This is a genomic window from Streptomyces spinosus (assembly GCF_020400655.1).
GTDB classification, from domain to species: Bacteria; Actinomycetota; Actinomycetes; order Streptomycetales; family Streptomycetaceae; genus Streptomyces; species Streptomyces argyrophylli.
The window spans coordinates 594,693-609,911 of sequence record NZ_JAINRC010000002.1; the positions used below are offsets into that span (position 1 = coordinate 594,693).

Here is a 15,219-nt window from a genome sequence, read left to right on the forward strand (position 1 = left end):
GCCCCCCGTTCCTCAGCGCCGGGGTTCCCACCGGAACCACCGCCGTACAGCAAACACCGCCACCACAATCCAGGCCAGCGCGGTCGCGAGCGCGCCGAGCACCTCGTACGCGCTCGCCCCGCCGGTCCAGCCCGCCCGTACGAGCCGGATCGCGGGGGACAGCGGGAGCAGCTCGCAGACGGAGGCGAGCCTCTTTGGCATGACCTCGGTGGGGATCGTGATCCCGGAGCCGGTCATCGACACGAACACCAGCGGCAGCGCGGTGACCTGACCGCTCTCCACGGTCCGGGTGACGGACGCGGTGAGGGCGGCGAGCGCGGCGCTCAGGACCAGCCCGGCCACCAGTCCCAGCAGGGTCAGGTAGGGCGCCCTGGGCGCCCCGGCGTCCAGCAGGACCGCGCAGCCGGCGCTCAGCACCAGGGCCTGGGCGAGGCCCAGGGTGACGGCGGGCAGGGCGGTGCCGGCGAGGATCTCGGTGTCGGTGAGTTCGCCGGTGCGCAGCCGCTTGAGGACGAGCTCCTCGCGGCGGGCGACGTAGGTGTTGACGAGCGAGGTGTAGACGGCGAAGAGGAAGGAGAAGCCGATCGCGGCCGTGAGCATGGCCGCGCCGATGCCGATGCCGTGCTTTTGCAGGTCCAGCTGGTCGAGGGCCGGGCGCACGCTGAACGGCAGCGCGAGCGGTACGGCGAGCGCGGTGAAGACGACCCCGCGGTTGCGGCCGAGGAGGGCCAGCTCGGCCCGCGCCAGCGCCCGCAGCCGCCGTAGGGAGGGCGCGAGGGTGCTCGGGGCGATGCCGCTCATACCGCCGCCTCCTCGTCCCGGGCGATCCCGAGGAACGCCTCCTCCAGCGAGGCGGACCGCACGTCCAGGCCGCGCAGTTCGACACCGGCCCGCTCGGCCCAGACGAGGACGGCGGTGGCGGTCCGCTGGAGTTCGCGGGTGCGCAGCCGGACGACCCGGCCGTCGCTCTCGTGCCCGCAGACGCCGAGCTCGGCCAGGGGCGGCAGGTCGCCGGGGAAGTAGCCCTCGGGCAGTTCGAAGGAGATGCGGGAGGGCCGGCCGGCGGTGACCTCCGCGGGAGTGCCGGAGGCGGCGATGCGGCCCTCGTGCAGGATGGCGAGCCGGTCGGCGAGGCCCTCGGCCTCCTCCAGGTAGTGCGTGGTGAGCAGCACGGTGGTGTCCGCGTCCCGCAGCCGGCGCACCAGTTCCCAGGTGTCCCGGCGGCCCTCGGCGTCGAGGCCGGTCGTCGGCTCGTCGAGGAACAGCACCTCCGGGCCGCCGAGCAGGGCGAGTGCCAGGTCCAGGCGCCTGCGCTCCCCGCCGGACAGCTGCTTGACCCGTACGTCCCGCTTGCCCGCGAGTCCGACCGGCTCCAGCACCTCCGCCTCCGGCCGGGCGCCGGTCGTGCAGCCCGCCCACATCCGCGCGGTCTCCGCGACGGTCAGCTCGGCGGGGAAGCCGCCTTCCTGGAGCATGACGCCGGTGCGGGGCCGTACGGCGGCCCGTTCACGGTAGGGGTCGTGGCCGAGCACCCGGACCCGGCCGCCGGCCGGCGCGGCGAGCCCTTCCAGCAGTTCGACCGTGGAGGTCTTTCCGGCTCCGTTGGTGCCCAGCAGGGCGAAGATCTCCCCGCGCGCCACGGAGAAGCTGATTCCGCGTACGGCCTCGAACCCGCCCCCGTAGACACGCCTGAGGTCGGTGACCTCGATCACGTGCTCGTGTCCGTCGATGTCCATGACACCAGCGTCCCGGCGGGGCGCCCCGGCCGGCAGTGCGCGGTGTCATGGTTCGGCATGACAGATGTCAGAGGCGCCTTGCCGGACGAACGAAAAGACCCCGGTCCAGTGGACCGGGGTCTCATCCCGAGCGGACGACGAGGCTCGAACTCGCGACCTCAACCTTGGCAAGGTTGCGCTCTACCAACTGAGCTACGTCCGCACTGCTGCCGATCGGCTCCCACCGATCGGTGCGAGCACCAGCCTACCCGATCCACAAGCGTGGTCGTGTCGGCGGTGCAGAGCGGGTGACAGGAATCGCACACTGCGCCTTCCCCCTGGAAGGGGGATGTTCTACTACTGAACTACACCCGCACGGTCCTCGGGATCCGGCCTGTCGGCCTCGCCCCTCGGCGTGTCCCAGACATTAGCTGATCAGCAGGGGGGTAGCGCAAGTCGGAACCTCCCGGGGTCCCGTATGCCCCAAGTGCACGGCCCCCAGGGCCTTCTGACGGACCCTGGGGACTCGCCCCCGCGCGGGCTCACTGCGCGGCGCTGAACGCCTCGTAGACCTTCTTCGGGATGCGTCCGCGGGCGGGGACGTCCATCTTGTTGGCCTGGGCCCAGGCGCGGACGGCCGCCGGGTCGGGGGCGACCTCCGTCTGCTTGTACGCCTTGCCGGACCGCGACCGCTTGCGGCCGGCCTCGACGTAGGGCGCGAGCGCCTCGCGGAGTTTCTCGGCGTTGCTTTCGTTCAGGTCGATCTCGTACGACTTGCCGTCGAGTCCGAAGGCGATCGTCTCCGCCGCTTCCGAGCCGTCGATGTCGTCAAAGAGAGTGACCACGACCTTTTGCGCCACGAATAATCGGTCCCTTCGTGCAGCACGTCGTTACAGCTCAACGCCGACGACGTGCCGAGTATCGGCTATTGCCAATTCATTTGTACAGTGCCCGGCAATGCAAAGTGAAGCCCGACTAAATCCGTCCGCGCGTCCGGGTGCAATAGGTGTCGCGGACGGACTGTGGAACTTTCCCAGAACTTTTCACGGGTGGGTGGCTTCGACACCCGATCGTGATGCGCCTCACGTACTTTCCTCCAACTCTACCCGCGTAGAAATTTTGTGCGGGTAGTCTGAAGGAACCTGCTCAGCACCACACACCGGGAGTGCCAGTGGCACGCGTCGTAGTCGACGTCATGCTCAAGCCGGAGATCCTCGACCCCCAGGGCCAGGCGGTCCAGCGTGCGCTGCCGCGCCTGGGTTTCGAAGGGATCTCGGACGTACGTCAGGGAAAGCGATTCGAACTGGAAGTTGACGGGCCGGTCGACGAGGCCGCGCTCGCCCGCATCCGCGATCTTGCGGAATCCTTCCTCGCCAACACCGTGATCGAGGACTTCACGGTCCGGGTCGATGAAGTCGCGGAGGCGGCCAAGTGACCGCTCGTATTGGCGTCGTCACTTTCCCGGGAAGCCTGGACGACCGCGACACCCGGCGCGCGATCCGTATCGCCGGGGCGGAACCGGTCGCCCTCTGGCACAAGGACAAGGACCTCAAGCAGGTCGACGCCGTCGTGCTGTGCGGCGGTTTCTCCTACGGCGACTACCTGCGGGCCGGTGCCATCGCCCGCTTCTCGCCGGTGATGGAGCCGCTCGTCGAGCAGGCGAAGGCCGGACTGCCGGTCCTCGGCATCTGCAACGGCTTCCAGATCCTCACCGAGGCCCACCTCCTCCCGGGCGCGATGCTCGGCAACGACCACCTCCACTTCATCTGCCGCGACCAGAAGCTGCGGGTGGAGAACGCGGAGACCTCCTGGACCGCCGACTACCGCGCCGGCCAGGAGATCCACATCCCGCTGAAGAACATGGACGGCCGGTACGTCGCCGACGCGTACACGCTCGACAAGCTGGAGGCGGAGGGCCGCGTCGCCTTCCGCTACCTGGACTTCAACCCGAACGGCTCGCTCAACGACATCGCCGGCATCACCAACGAGGCGGGCAACGTCGTCGGCCTCATGCCGCACCCCGAGCACGCCGTCGAGCCGCTGATCGGTACCGGCCGTACCGACGGGCTCCCGTTCTTCACCTCGATCCTCAAGAAGCTGGTGGGCGCATGAGCCGGACGCCTCTGGACACGGTCGAGCACGCGGCCGCGACCCCCGACGTCGAGCTGCCCTGGGCCGAACTCGGCCTGAAGAAGGACGAGTACGAGCGGGTGGTGGAGATCCTCGGCCGCCGCCCCACCGGCGCCGAACTCGCCATGTACTCGGTCATGTGGTCCGAGCACTGCTCGTACAAGTCCTCCAAGGTCCACCTGCGCCAGTTCGGCGAGAAGGCGCCGCAGAGCGACGCGCTGCTCGTCGGCATCGGCGAGAACGCCGGTGTGGTGGACGTCGGCCAGGGCTACGCCGTCACCTTCAAGGTCGAGTCGCACAACCACCCGTCGTACGTCGAGCCCTACCAGGGCGCGGCCACGGGTGTCGGCGGCATCGTCCGCGACATCATCGCGATGGGCGCCCGCCCGGTCGCGGTCGTCGACCCGCTCCGCTTCGGCGCGGCCGACCACCCCGACACCAAGCGCGTCCTGCCCGGCGTGGTCGCGGGCATCGGTGGCTACGGCAACTGCCTGGGCCTGCCCAACATCGGCGGCGAGGTCGTCTTCGACGCCTGCTACCAGGGCAACCCGCTGGTCAACGCCGGTGCCATCGGTGTGATGCGGCACGAGGACATCCACCTCGCGAAGGCCTCCGGCGCGGGCAACAAGGTCATCCTCTACGGCGCCCGGACCGGCGGCGACGGCATCGGCGGCGCGTCGATCCTGGCCTCCGAGACCTTCGACGACGCCAAGCCCTCGAAGCGGCCCGCCGTGCAGGTCGGCGACCCCTTCCAGGAGAAGCTGCTCATCGAGTGCACCCTGGAGGCGTTCCGGGAGAAGCTGGTCGTCGGCATCCAGGACCTCGGCGCGGCCGGTCTGTCCTGCGCCACCTCCGAGCTGGCCTCCAACGGCTCCGGCGGCATGCGCGTCACCCTGGACGACGTCCCGCTGCGCGACTCCACGCTCTCGCCCGAGGAGATCCTCATGAGCGAGTCGCAGGAGCGCATGTGCGCCGTCGTGGAGCCGGACAAGGTCGACCGCTTCCTGGAGATCTGCGAGAAGTGGGACGTCATCGCCACCGTCATCGGTGAGGTCACCGACGGCGACCGGCTGGAGATCTTCTGGCACGGCGAGAAGATCGTCGACGTCAACCCGCGCACGGTCGCGCACGAGGGCCCGGTCTACGAGCGCCCCTACGCGCGCCCCGAGTGGCAGGACGCCCTCCAGGCCGACGACGCGAACAAGCTGTCCCGCCCGGAGACGGGTGAGGAGCTGAAGGCGCAGGTCCTGAAGCTGGTCGGTTCGCCGAACCAGGCCTCCAAGAAGTGGATCACCTCCCAGTACGACCACTTCGTGCAGGGCAACACCGTCCTCGCCCAGCCGGAGGACTCCGGCATGATCCGCGTGGACGAGGAGACCGGTCTCGGCGTCGCCATCGCGACGGACGGCAACGGCCGCTACGCCAAGCTGGACCCGTACACGGGCGCCCAACTGGCGCTGGCGGAGGCCTACCGCAACGTGGCCACCACCGGCGCCAAGCCCCTCGCGGTCTCCGACTGCCTGAACTTCGGCTCGCCCGAGGACCCGGCGGTCATGTGGCAGTTCGCGGAGGCCGTGCGCGGTCTCGCCGACGGCTGCCTCCAGCTCGGCACCCCGGTGACCGGCGGCAACGTCTCGCTCTACAACCAGACCGGCGAGGCCGCCATCCACCCGACCCCGGTGGTCGCCGTGCTCGGCGTGATCGACGACGTCGCCCGCCGCACCCCGGTCGCCTTCCAGGAGGAGGGCCAGCTGATCTACCTCCTCGGCGACACCCGGGAGGAGTTCGGCGGCTCGGCCTGGTCGCAGGTGATCCACGACCACCTGGGCGGTCTGCCCCCGCAGGTGGACCTGGAGCGCGAGCGCCTGCTGGCCGAGATCCTGATCTCCGCCTCCCGCGACGGCATGATCGACTCCGCGCACGACCTGTCCGACGGCGGTCTGGTGCAGGCCGTGGTGGAGTCCGCGCTGCTCGGCGGCAAGGGCGCGCGTCTGGTCGTACCCGACGGCCTGGACGCCTTCACCTTCCTGTTCTCCGAGTCGGCCGGCCGCGCGATCGTCGCCGTGCCGCGCTCGGAGGAGGTCCGCTTCAACGACATGTGCGGTGCGCGCGGTCTGCCGGCCACCCGTATCGGTGTCGTCGACGGCGACGCGGTCGAGGTGCAGGGCGAGTTCTCCCTCCCCCTCGCCGAGCTGCGCGAGGCCCACGAGGGCACGATCCCGGCGCTGCTGGCGTAGCGCGTCCAGGGGCCACGGCCCGTACGGCACGCCGAAGCCCCCGCCCGGACCCGTGTCCCGGCGGGGGCTTCCCGGTTCACCGGGCATGGTTCCCAGGCCCCTGCCCGGCGGGGCCGCCGCCGGGACCCGGCAGGCCGGCGGCGAAGGTTCGGGAAGCCTCGTCGGCCGCAGGCGTAAGCGTGTGCGGCGCGGGGAAACCGGTCGTCGACCTGGCCACCTGCCCCGTGGGCGGACGAGGCCAGGTCACCGCCCCGGCCTCGTCCGCCCGGTACCCGCTCCTCGACAACGTCGAGGGCATGGCCCTCGGCGCCCCCCTGGACATCCGGTCACCACAAGGGCCGGCACCCGCTGTACCTGGTCTCCGACGACAACGACAGCGACGACCAGATCACCCGTCTCTACTCGCTCGCGGTCAGGCCGCGCCCGTGAATCGCGGTGGAGCCGAGCCCGGGACTAGGGTCACCGCCATGCCCACGGCCAGGAAACGCACCAGGACCTACGACCCCGCCAGGACCCGTACGGCGGTCCTCGCCCAGCTCACCCACGTGCGGGACGCCGTCCGCACCCTCGGCCCCGACCAACTCGGCCTCCCCACCCGGCTCGACGCCTGGACCGTACGGGACCTGATCGCGCACATCGCCATGGCCGTCACCGCGGTCCAGCGGGGCCTGGAGCGGCCCGCCCCGCCCCGGCAGACCGTCACCGTCGTCGAGTGGGCGTTCTCCACCGGGTCGCGCGCCGGCGCCATCGCCGACCACACCCGGGACCTCGCCGCCGCCCACCCGGACCCCGGCGCCCACCTCGCCGACGCCGACCGGAGCCTGCGCGCCCTGCTGGAGGAGCACCCCGGCAGCCGGCTGCTGGACACCAGCGCGGGCGCCCTGCCGCTGGACGACTACCTCGTCACCCGCGCCGTCGAACTCGTCGTCCACACCGACGACCTGAACGCCGCCGTCCCCGCTCTGGAGGTGCCGTACGACCGGCAGGCCCTGGCCGCCGCCACCCGGCTGCTCGCCGACGCCCTCGCGGCGAAGGCGCCCGGCGGCTCCACCGAGGTGCGGGTGCCGCCGTTCGCGGTCGTGCAGTGCGTCGAGGGCCCCCGGCACACCCGGGGCACCCCGCCCAACGTCGTGGAGACCGACCCGCTGACCTGGATCCGGCTCGCCACCGGCCGTACGGCCTGGGCCGACGCGCTGGCCGCCGCCGAGGTCAGCGCCAGCGGGGAGCGCGCGGACATCGGAGGGCTGCTGCCGGTCATGGCGTAGCCGGAACCGGGTCCCGCCGGGACACGTCGAACCACCATGAACCGGTACAAGCAGCGCGTGACCCTGGCGGTGGCCGCCGTGCTTCTCCCGTTCACGGTGGCCTGCGGCGGCGGGAAGGCGGAGAGTGGAGCGGTGAGCGTCCAGCAGCCGGTGACCGGGACCGACTGGCGGGTCGACGGCATCACCGTCGGCACCACCACCCGGCACGCGCCCGCCACCGCCCGCCTCCGCATCGACGAGGACGGCAAGGCGGGCGGCAACCTGGGCTGCAACCACTTCAGCGCCCGCGCCACCGTGCGCGGGGACCGCATCACCCTCGGCGACCTGCGCACGACCAGGATGGCCTGCGGCGAGGAGCGCATGGACTTCGAACGCGCCCTCGCGCGCATCCTCACCACCGGCACGCTCACCGCCAGGGCGGAGGACGGCAAGGCGACGCTCACCGACGGCGACGGCGACCGCGTCCACCTCAGCCGGGACGCCTCCGGATGATGTGCGACACCTCACTCACGAAGACGGCGAAGGCGCCCGTGACCGGCCCGTACGGCCCGCCCGGAGCCCCCGGTCGCCGATGAAGAACAGGGCTGACCAGGGCAAACGCGGAATCCCCCAAGGGGATCCCGACCGGACGGACCGTTACGGGCGCGTATCCCCAATTCGGACCAGTGGTCGACCTCGCCTACACTCGGTTGCGTGCCACGTGGTGACGGTCGACTCAATCACGATCTGCTTCCCGGCGAGAAGGGCCCCCAGGACGCTTGCGGCGTCTTCGGCGTCTGGGCTCCGGGTGAAGAGGTCGCAAAGCTCACGTACTTCGGGCTCTACGCCCTCCAGCACCGGGGTCAGGAATCCGCGGGAATCGCGGTCAGCAACGGCTCCCAGATCCTCGTCTTCAAGGACATGGGCCTGGTCTCCCAGGTCTTCGACGAGACCTCGCTCGGTTCGCTCCAGGGTCACATCGCGGTCGGACACGCCCGCTACTCGACCACCGGCGCCTCCGTGTGGGAGAACGCCCAGCCGACGTTCCGTGCCACCGCGCACGGTTCGATCGCGCTCGGCCACAACGGCAACCTGGTCAACACGGCGCAGCTCGCCGAGATGGTCGCCGACCTGCCCAACGACAACAACAGCCGCTCCACCCGGGTCGCGGCCACCAACGACACCGACCTGCTGACGGCCCTGCTGGCCGCCCAGGTCGACGAGGACGGCAAGCCGCTGACCATCGAGGAGGCCGCGCACGCGGTCCTCCCCAAGGTCAGGGGTGCCTTCTCCCTCGTCTTCATGGACGAGCACACCCTCTACGCCGCCCGTGACCCGCAGGGCATCCGCCCGCTGGTCCTCGGCCGGCTGGAGCGCGGCTGGGTGGTCGCCTCCGAGACCGCCGCGCTGGACATCACCGGCGCCAGCTTCGTCCGCGAGATCGAGCCGGGCGAGTTCGTCGCCATCGACGAGAACGGCCTGCGCAGCTCCCGATTCGCGGAAGCGAAGCCCAAGGGCTGTGTCTTCGAGTACGTGTACCTGGCCCGTCCGGACACCGACATCGCCGGCCGGAACGTCTACCTCTCCCGCGTGGAGATGGGCCGCCGGCTGGCCAAGGAAGCCCCCGTAGAGGCCGATCTGGTCATAGCGACCCCGGAGTCCGGCACCCCGGCCGCCATCGGCTACGCGGAGGCCTCCGGCATCCCCTTCGGCGCGGGTCTGGTGAAGAACGCGTACGTGGGCCGTACGTTCATCCAGCCCTCGCAGACCATCCGCCAGCTGGGCATCCGGCTGAAGCTGAACCCGCTGAAGGAAGTCATCAAGGGCAAGCGCCTGGTCGTCGTCGACGACTCGATCGTGCGCGGCAACACGCAGCGGGCCCTGGTCCGCATGCTCCGCGAGGCCGGCGCCGCCGAGGTCCACATCCGGATCTCCTCCCCGCCCGTGAAGTGGCCCTGCTTCTTCGGCATCGACTTCGCCACCCGCGCGGAGCTGATCGCCAACGGCATGACCATCGAGGAGATCGGCACCAGCCTCGGCGCCGACTCGCTGGCCTACATCTCCATCGACGGCATGATCGAGGCGACCACGATCGCCAAGCCGAACCTGTGCCGCGCCTGCTTCGACGGCGAGTACCCGATGGAGCTGCCGGACCCGGAGCTGCTCGGCAAGCAGCTGCTGGAGACCGAGCTGGCGGCCGGTCCGGCCGCGACCGCGGCGACCGACGCGATCCGCCGCCCGTAAGTTCTGCCGTACGACACGAAGGTTCTCACCCCATGTCTGAGACGACTGGTGCCAGCTACGCAGCCGCGGGCGTCGACATCGAAGCGGGAGACCGCGCCGTGGAGCTCATGAAGGAGTGGGTGAAGAAGACGCAGCGCCCGGAGGTCCTGGGCGGCCTGGGCGGCTTCGCCGGGCTCTTCGACGCCTCCGCGCTCAAGCGCTACGAGCGCCCGCTGCTCGCCTCCGCCACGGACGGCGTCGGCACGAAGGTCGACATCGCGCGCCGGATGGGCGTCTACGACACCATCGGCCACGACCTGGTCGCCATGGTCATGGACGACATCGTGGTGTCCGGCGCCGAGCCGCTGTTCATGACCGACTACATCTGCGTCGGCAAGGTGTACCCCGAGCGTGTCGCGGCCATCGTCAAGGGCATCGCGGAGGGCTGTGTGCTGGCCGGGTGCGCCCTGGTGGGCGGTGAGACGGCCGAACACCCCGGTCTGCTGGGCGAGGACGACTTCGACGTCGCCGGCGCCGGTACGGGCGTCGTGGAGGCCGACCGGCTGCTCGGCGCGGATCGCATCCGTACGGGTGACGCCGTGATCGCCATGGCGTCCTCCGGGCTCCACTCGAACGGGTACTCCCTGGTCCGCCACGTCCTGCTGAACACGGCGGGCCTGGCCCTGGAGTCGGAGGTGGCCGAGCTGGGCCGCACGCTCGGCGAGGAGCTGCTGGAGCCCACGAAGATCTACTCGCTGGACTGCCTGGCACTGACCCGCACGGCCGAGGTGCACGCCTTCAGCCACATCACCGGCGGCGGGCTCGCCGCGAACCTGGCCCGCGTCATCCCGGACGGGCTGCACGCCGTGGTCGACCGCTCCACCTGGACCCCGGGCGCGATCTTCGACCTGGTCGGGACGACCGGGAACGTGGAACGCCTGGAGCTGGAGAAGACCCTCAACATGGGCGTCGGCATGATGGCGATCGTCCCGGAGGAGTCCGCGGAGGTCGCCCTCGCGACGCTGGCCGACCGGGGTGTCGACGCCTGGGTCGCCGGTGAGATCACCGAGCGGGGCGAGAAGACGTCCGGCGCGGAGCTGGTGGGGGACTACGCGGTCTGACCTCGCGGACAGCACAAGAGCCGGTCGGTGGCGGTGCCACCGACCGGACTGGTGCTCAGTGCAAGGTCAAGCGCCTCGACGGTGCTGTGCGGGACCTTCGTCCTCGTCCTCGTCGTCCTCATAGAGGTCGGCGTAGCGGGAGTACAGGTCGTCGTCGTCATGCTCATCGTCCGTGAAGCGGTCGCCGTTCGGCGACTGGTTCGACGTCGATGCGCCCAGCTCCTCGGCCAGGCGTGACAGGTCAGTCCCGCCGCTGTTGTACTTCAGCTGGCGGGCGACCTTCGTCTGCTTGGCCTTGGCCCGGCCGCGCCCCATGGCTCGACCCCCTCAACGACGGGGCTCGACGGCCCCAGAGTCTGACACGCGTTCATGATCTGGAACGGACTCTCAGAGAGAGGCCGGTCCGTAGGGCTTCCACGGTACCTGAGCCCGCGCCCATACGGTACGTCGCCCGCAGCACGCGCGTCTGCCCAGGACCTTCGAGGCGCCCTGTCCTCGCTGGTCAGTGGCGATTTTAACCACTTATCGGGGAACGACCCGCCGGTGGGAGTGAGAGTTCTCTCGAAGTTCCCGCCGACGGGTACCGCTCATGTGTGCGATCGGCTCAGTGTGCGACCCGGGTCGCGCGGGCGTCTGCCATCCGCTGCTCGGCGATCCGGTCGGCCGCGGCGGCCGGCGGAATGCCGTCTTCCTTCGCACGCGCGAATATGGCCAGCGTGGTGTCGAAGATCCTCGCCGCCTTCGCCCTGCACCGGTCGAAGTCGAACCCGTTCAGCTCGTCGGCCACCTGGATCACCCCGCCGGCGTTCACCACGTAGTCCGGCGCGTAGAGGATCCCGCGGTCGGCGAGGTCCTTCTCCACGCCCGGGTGGGCCAGCTGGTTGTTGGCCGCACCGCAGACCACCCTGGCGGTGAGCACCGGGACGCTGTCGTCGTTCAGGGCGCCGCCGAGGGCGCAGGGAGCGTAGATGTCGAGCCCGTCGACCCGGATCAGGTCCTCGGTGGTGGCCACGGCCGTCACTCCGGCGGGGTACTGCTCGAGGATCCGCTGGACGGCGTCCACGCGCACGTCCGTGATCACGACCTCGGCGCCCTCGTCCCGCAGGTGCTTCACCAGGTGGTGGCCGACCTTGCCGACGCCGGCGATGCCGACCTTGCGACCGCGCAGCGAGGGGTCCCCCCACAGGTGCTGGGCGGAGGCGCGCATGCCCTGGTAGACGCCGAAGGCGGTGAGCACGGAGGAGTCGCCGGCGCCGCCGTTCTCGGGGGAGCGGCCGGTGGTCCAGCGGCACTCGCGGGCCACCACGTCCATGTCGGCGACGTACGTGCCGACGTCGCACGCGGTCACGTAGCGGCCGCCGAGGGAGGCGACCATGCGGCCGTAGGCGAGGAGCAGCTCCTCGGTCTTGTCGCGCTCCGGATGGCCGATGATCACGGCCTTGCCACCGCCGTGGTCGAGCCCGGCCATGGCGTTCTTGTACGACATGCCACGCGCGAGGTTGAGGGCGTCCGCGACGGCCTCGGCCTCGGTCGCGTACGGGTAGAAGCGCGTGCCGCCGAGGGCGGGGCCCAGGGCGGTGGAGTGGATGGCGATCACGGCCTTGAGGCCGCTGGCGCGGTCCTGGCAGAGCACGACCTGCTCATGGCCGCCCTGGTCCGAGTGGAACAGGGTGTGCAGGACATCGGCAGGCGCGCCGGTTACGTCGGTCACTGTGGTGACTCCTGTGTACTAGCGGCGAGTGGGGTTCGGTCCCCGTACGGGTGGCGGGAAACCGTGGCATGAGCGTAGAGCCTCGGTTCCCTCACCGTCCGCGCAGTGCTAAGGATCACTCTCCGCGGCCCGCTGTGCACGTATGGGCGTGGCACGATTTGCAGTGGTTTCGAGCCGGGTCCGATGGGGAGGGAGCAGGCGTGCCGAAGGTGTCCTCCGTGGTCGTCCCCTATGCCGCGTACCTGCGCGTGTACGAGCCGCTCGGCGCCTTCCCGGAGCCGGAGCGCGGTCACTGGGCGCGCTACGCCCGCCGCTCCGACCGCCCCTCGTACCAGGACGAGCTGCGTCGCTCCCTGGCCGGCCTGCTGCCGGTCCCGCCGATCGCGGTGCCGGTGCACGAGAGCGGCGACGCCTTCGTGCTGGAGGTCGACGGTGTGGTCTGCGTGTGTCCCTGGCGGACCCGGCTGCGGGGCTGGCAGGCCCTGGAGGAGCTGGCCGGGGAGCTGCCCCCGCCGGTGCTGGACGCGGTGCTGCCGCCGGTCGTGCGCCGGCAGGCCGCCCAGGACTACGAGCGCTGGCTCGCCCGCAACCCGGACGCCCGCCCGTGGATCCGCACGGCGACCTGGCAGGTGCCGCTGAACTGGTTCGTGCTGGTCTCGGACGAGGAGCGGCGGTACGACAAGGGGACCGCCGACGTGCCCCCGGTGCTGCGCTACCGCACGCCGATGGTGCAGGCCCGGCGCCGGGTGGCGCGGGCGCTGCGCACGCTGAGGGACAGCGTCGAGGAGGGCCCGCTGATCGACGGCCTGGTGGACGTCGGCCGCTGGCTGGAGGAGTTCCACCCGCGCTCACTGGTGGAGCTGGACTACGGCGGCCTGGTGCACGTGCTGCCGGCCGGCGAGCTGGAGGGCGACCACTCGGCGGCGGACGTGGCGGCCGGGATCGAGGCGCTGCGCCGGGGTGACGGGGTGGCGGCCGGTGAGGCGTACGGGCGCCTCGTGGAGCGGTGGCGGGCGGTACGGGACCGGCGCTCCGCGAACTGAGTGATGTACGTCACGGTCAAATGGGTGACCGAGGACGTACGTTCTACTCGCCCGGCCATCTGACGGGGCGTCGGCCCCGATCCGGACGTACGCCCCAAGGGTGATGGACGGCACTTACCAGGCTCTTGCGTCTCTTGGCACCCCTCGTGCCAAAATAGGACAAGGAGTCCGGGGAGGACTCCTTCCGTCCAACTGTGCTCCATGATGGGCGGATTCTCCGCATTGCACGCTTTGGGGGGTCTGGTGACCTCTGATCGTCCTGTGACTGATCGTCACAGTGGCGTGACTGTCCGCTATGGCATGGTCCATCGGCTTCCGTCGCTGATGAACACCTGGGAGGGCAATTCCATCGGTTTGGCCGACGCGGCTGGACAGATGGTGTAGTTGTAGTGCCGAGGACAAGCCGTTCGTCCTATAACCGACTCGACTCGCGTCCGCCATTTCGGGCAACGCGGGTCAAGGTGCAGAATTTAGAGGAAAGAACCGAGAAGGTTCGGTTCTCCCGAGGAGGCCGCTCATGACCGCTCGCACCCCTGATGCCGAGCCGCTGCTGACCCCGGCTGAGGTCGCCACGATGTTCCGCGTCGACCCCAAGACGGTCACGCGGTGGGCGAAGGCCGGCAAGCTCACGTCCATCCGTACGCTCGGCGGGCACCGCCGTTACCGCGAGGCCGAGGTCCGCGCTCTGCTCGCGGGCATCCCGCAGCAGCGCAGCGAGGCCTGAACAACTCCATAACCGGGCAAGACGGTCGGTTCCCCCAACCGGCCGAGGCGCTCGGAACCCTGGCTCCAAGCGACGCGGGACCTGCCCCAACAGGACCCTCGCCCAGGCCGAAGAGAACGTCATAGGCAAGCGACACAGGGTGCGTCGTCGATCGCGCTGGACTCCGCCGGGTCCAGCGCGATCTTTTTTGTGCGCAGGTCCGGGGGTGTGTGCGGCGCTTGTGAGCGTCCTTGTCGGAGTCTGGGGAGGGGTGTCGGAACGGCTGTGTGCGACCCCTGAGGGGGGTGCAATTGCACATATTAAATTGACCCGTTGTATGAGGGGGGTAAGTACCGCCGTTTCAAAAACTCATGCGGTGACTCCCGTCACACGCCCGGACGCTTGTTGCCCGCGGCCCGCATGCGTTAGAGGAGCGTCCGTGCGGGGTGCGCGGCCCCAGACTCCCACGCCTGTACGGAGGTTGGGGCCGGCGGGGGGTCAGACGCGACGGGAGGCCTCGTCGCCCTCGGGGGCCTCCTGCCCGGCCTCCCGGGCCTGCGGGGCGCCGTCCATCGCCAGCCGCAGCAGGCGGTGGCAGATCGGACAGTGACGGGTGAGGTGCCGGTAGGACGAGGCGGCCGACAGATGCGCCCTCAGGAGCGCCCGCGTCTCGTGCCTGACCGACGCCGCCATACGCCACCTCCGGGGCCGTGCAGAGGGAACGAGCCCTGCTCCCTGAGTACCGGCGGAATGTGACGCCGTCAAGACGGCGCGGGCTACGCCGGTTCGGCCGGTCCGCGGGGTGCCGTCGCCCGGGAGCCGCCTCCAGCCCCCCGACGACCCTCCCGGGCCTCGTCCTCGGCCACCGGACGGGCCGGTTCCCCTGACGGCGACACGACCGAGGCCCGCTCTCCCGTCGGGGCGCGGGCCTCGGACCGGCTCGGGCATGACTGAGGCCCGCTCTCCCTTGCGGGAGGCGGGCCTCGTCGTTCGTGCGGTCCTGACGGGATTTGAACCCGCGGCCTCCACCTTGACAGGGTGGCGAGCACTCCAAACTGCTCCACAGGACCTTGCTCGCGGCGCTTTTTCCTG

General features: G+C 70.6%; 15 protein-coding genes and 3 tRNA genes. 9 read left to right on the top strand and 9 right to left on the bottom strand.

Annotation, left to right across the window (positions count from 1 at the left end; genetic code table 11):
- Positions 1–12: 12 nt before the first annotated feature.
- The 5 genes from LG395_RS06640 to LG395_RS06660 all read right to left on the bottom strand — a co-directional run bounded on the left by LG395_RS06640 (position 13) and on the right by LG395_RS06660 (position 2,575).
- Complete coding sequence (locus LG395_RS06640) at positions 13–801, bottom strand: ABC transporter permease (protein WP_171154902.1); 789 nt, start codon at positions 799–801, stop codon at positions 13–15.
- On the bottom strand, positions 798–1,736 hold the full coding sequence (locus LG395_RS06645; protein ID WP_171154904.1) for an ABC transporter ATP-binding protein: 939 nt from the start codon (positions 1,734–1,736) through the stop codon (positions 798–800). Before LG395_RS06645 ends, LG395_RS06640 begins: the two co-directional genes overlap by 4 nt.
- A gap of 129 nt (positions 1,737–1,865) precedes the next feature.
- Positions 1,866–1,938 (bottom strand) — tRNA-Gly (locus LG395_RS06650).
- An 80-nt stretch (positions 1,939–2,018) separates the two neighbouring features.
- Positions 2,019–2,090: transfer RNA gene (locus LG395_RS06655), tRNA-Gly, on the bottom strand.
- 167 nt (positions 2,091–2,257) lie between these two features.
- Complete coding sequence (locus LG395_RS06660) at positions 2,258–2,575, bottom strand: histone-like nucleoid-structuring protein Lsr2 (RefSeq protein ID WP_171154906.1); 318 nt, start codon at positions 2,573–2,575, stop codon at positions 2,258–2,260.
- 311 nt (positions 2,576–2,886) lie between these two features.
- Between LG395_RS06660 and purS the strand changes: the two genes are divergently transcribed.
- From purS to purM, 7 genes are all read left to right on the top strand, one after another.
- Positions 2,887–3,150, top strand: a complete 264-nt coding sequence (gene purS / locus LG395_RS06665) for a phosphoribosylformylglycinamidine synthase subunit PurS (protein WP_014673609.1) — start codon at positions 2,887–2,889, stop codon at positions 3,148–3,150.
- The gene (gene purQ, locus LG395_RS06670; RefSeq protein WP_171154909.1) at positions 3,147–3,827 is read left to right on the top strand and encodes a phosphoribosylformylglycinamidine synthase subunit PurQ; all 681 of its coding nucleotides are present in this window, start codon (positions 3,147–3,149) and stop codon (positions 3,825–3,827) included. Before purS ends, purQ begins: the two co-directional genes overlap by 4 nt.
- Entirely contained in the window at positions 3,824–6,082 is a 2,259-nt protein-coding gene (purL, locus tag LG395_RS06675) for a phosphoribosylformylglycinamidine synthase subunit PurL (RefSeq protein ID WP_225808762.1), read from the top strand. Before purQ ends, purL begins: the two co-directional genes overlap by 4 nt.
- A 467-nt stretch (positions 6,083–6,549) precedes the next feature.
- Positions 6,550–7,347, top strand: a complete 798-nt coding sequence (locus LG395_RS06680) for a sterol carrier family protein (RefSeq protein ID WP_171154913.1) — start codon at positions 6,550–6,552, stop codon at positions 7,345–7,347.
- 36 nt (positions 7,348–7,383) lie between these two features.
- The gene (locus LG395_RS06685) at positions 7,384–7,839 is read left to right on the top strand and encodes an META domain-containing protein (RefSeq protein ID WP_225808763.1); all 456 of its coding nucleotides are present in this window, start codon (positions 7,384–7,386) and stop codon (positions 7,837–7,839) included.
- Between the two features lie 201 nt (positions 7,840–8,040).
- Positions 8,041–9,570, top strand: coding sequence for an amidophosphoribosyltransferase (gene purF / locus LG395_RS06690; RefSeq protein WP_171154917.1), 1,530 nt, complete (start codon positions 8,041–8,043; stop codon positions 9,568–9,570).
- 32 nt (positions 9,571–9,602) lie between these two features.
- Entirely contained in the window at positions 9,603–10,670 is a 1,068-nt protein-coding gene (gene purM, locus LG395_RS06695) for a phosphoribosylformylglycinamidine cyclo-ligase (RefSeq protein ID WP_225808764.1), read from the top strand.
- A gap of 66 nt (positions 10,671–10,736) precedes the next feature.
- On the opposite strand, the gene LG395_RS06700 is transcribed toward purM, so the two are convergent.
- Entirely contained in the window at positions 10,737–10,985 is a 249-nt protein-coding gene (locus tag LG395_RS06700; RefSeq protein WP_014673600.1) for a DUF3073 domain-containing protein, read from the bottom strand.
- Positions 10,986–11,274: 289 nt separating this feature from the next.
- Positions 11,275–12,381 (bottom strand): Leu/Phe/Val dehydrogenase, encoded by a 1,107-nt coding sequence (locus LG395_RS06705; protein WP_171154920.1) that lies wholly within the window; start codon positions 12,379–12,381, stop codon positions 11,275–11,277.
- A 200-nt stretch (positions 12,382–12,581) separates the two neighbouring features.
- On the opposite strand from LG395_RS06705, the gene LG395_RS06710 reads away from it, so the two are divergent.
- Positions 12,582–13,424 carry a DUF8083 family protein gene (locus LG395_RS06710; RefSeq protein WP_171154922.1) on the top strand — a complete coding sequence of 281 codons (843 nt, stop codon included), beginning with the start codon at positions 12,582–12,584 and terminating at the stop codon, positions 13,422–13,424.
- A gap of 517 nt (positions 13,425–13,941) precedes the next feature.
- Positions 13,942–14,148, top strand: coding sequence for a developmental transcriptional regulator BldC (gene bldC / locus LG395_RS06715; RefSeq protein WP_003949541.1), 207 nt, complete (start codon positions 13,942–13,944; stop codon positions 14,146–14,148).
- Positions 14,149–14,625: 477 nt separating this feature from the next.
- On the opposite strand, the gene LG395_RS06720 is transcribed toward bldC, so the two are convergent.
- Positions 14,626–14,820, bottom strand: coding sequence for a DUF6274 family protein (locus tag LG395_RS06720; protein ID WP_171154924.1), 195 nt, complete (start codon positions 14,818–14,820; stop codon positions 14,626–14,628).
- A gap of 302 nt (positions 14,821–15,122) precedes the next feature.
- Positions 15,123–15,197, bottom strand: a tRNA-Asp gene (locus tag LG395_RS06725).
- Positions 15,198–15,219: the final 22 nt, after the last annotated feature.